Below are 1,885 nucleotides of genomic sequence, written 5' to 3'. Positions count from 1 at the left end.
ACAAGTGTGAATATCGATCCCGCATCGACATTTACTCCGCAAAATATCGAAGTCTTCTACGACGAAAATGGTAATGGCGTTGTCGATCCCGGCGAAGAGCTATGGAATAACACAATCTCGATACCGTCTGGCGACTACCGGTACGTCATAGTCAGGTACAGGGTGCCGAGCGCGGCTGCGGCCGGAACCACCGCCACAGTCTATCTTGATGTTGACTCGGCAAGCGATCCGGTAAATGCTTTCGATCACAACAATGCGGCGCGCACAACGGTCTATAACGATGCCGTGCTGACTCTCTTCAAATCTGCCACCCCGCAGGAAGTCAAGGCCGGCGACGAAGTCGTTTACACGATTTCCGGAGCTAACGTAGGTAACAAGGCAGCTTCAGACATAACCATAATCGACGTTCTGCCGGCAAGTCTTGAATATCTTGGCTTCCTTGACAAAGTACCGGCAGGTATGACTGTTGATGTAACAGGCAATACCGTGACCTTGGATATCGCCAGTCTTAATGCAGGCTCGAGTTTCCGGATTAGACTGAGAGTGAAGGTGAAAGACAATACTCTTGCAGGTATCATCGAGAACGTGGCGACGATGACTTACAAGACGACTGCACTGGAGACTGTGAGCAGGAGCTCAAACGTTTCCACTATCATGGTTGGGGGACCGGGCAACGAGACGACTAAGGTCTGGATCGGTCCCAAAGACAATCCCGAAGCGGAAGATCCGAACGATATCACGATAAAGCCCGGTGTTGCCGGTACTCTGGTAGAGTTCACTAATACAGTAAAGAATGCCGGTCTCTCAACGGACATAATAAACATTACAATCGCTGGAGTTCTTCCTGCGGGCCTGGATAATGTTGTCGCTATCTCCTTTTTCACCGAGAATCTTACTCCACTACCAGATACCGACGACAACGGGATGCAGGACACCGGTCCGCTTGCACCGGGAGAGACCTTCGACATTACAGTCAAGATCTTCATACCCGCAGATGTCCAAGCAACTGTAACTTCAATTACCGCTAAAGTAAAGGCTATCTCCTCGATATCTCCAGTCGCTTCTGATACGACCACAGACATGGTCGAGCCAATAACCTTCCCGTCCGTAGCTATCGGAAATATGTTTGGAACGGCCACCGATACTACTGTAGATAAGACTTCGGTAAACAAAGACGCCGATCCCGGCTCTTATGCATATTTCCCTCTGGACGTTGTAAATAACTCCGATGCTGGCGATACTTTCAGCCTCTCGGCCGATCTTGTTGATGGCTATACGGTGAGGTTCTATATCGATACCAACGGAAACGGAGTTCTCGATCCAGATGAGATGATACCTATAACAAATACTGGTCAGGTATCTCCAAACAGTGGGATCAGAATCATAGCGAGAGTAACCGTCCCCGAAGGAGCCCTTTACACAGGAGTAGCAGTTCCCGTGGAGTTCTTTGCGACTTCTTTGACGAGACCCACAGTTGAGGACTCGCAAATAAACACGATCACTGTGAATGCTGTCAGGCACATTACACTTTTGCCATCCAGAAATGGATCGGCCGCACCCGGGCAGAATATCGACTACGAGCACACTCTGACAAACACGGGTAATGTAGCGGTGACTGTAAAGCTCTATCCAAGCTCGACGAGAGGCTGGGACTTCACTTTCCTTCAGGGCGGAAACCCAGTAAATCTGGATGCAACTTGGACACTCGAGCCCGGCGTTAGCATAACAGGAATATTCAGGCTTGAGGTCCCGAGTGATGAACCTCTTGGCGTGACTGATGTTGCTTATCTGAAGGCCGAGGTTCAGGAGGATACTAACGTTACGGCAACTGTTATAGATATCACGGTCGTTGTATCGGAAAAGGTCACTCTGGAGAAGGCCGTCA

1 protein-coding gene is annotated in these 1,885 nt (G+C 49.8%); it reads left to right on the top strand.

What is annotated here, in order from left to right:
• Positions 1-1,885: DUF11 domain-containing protein (locus RJ60_RS15025; RefSeq protein WP_146028958.1), on the top strand; the 1,885-nt coding region annotated here is incomplete at both ends.

This window comes from Mesotoga sp. B105.6.4, assembly GCF_002896535.1.
Lineage (GTDB): Bacteria > Thermotogota > Thermotogae > Petrotogales > Kosmotogaceae > Mesotoga.
The sequence above is the reverse complement of the archived record's forward strand: the minus strand, read 5'-3'. Positions and strand labels throughout refer to the sequence as shown.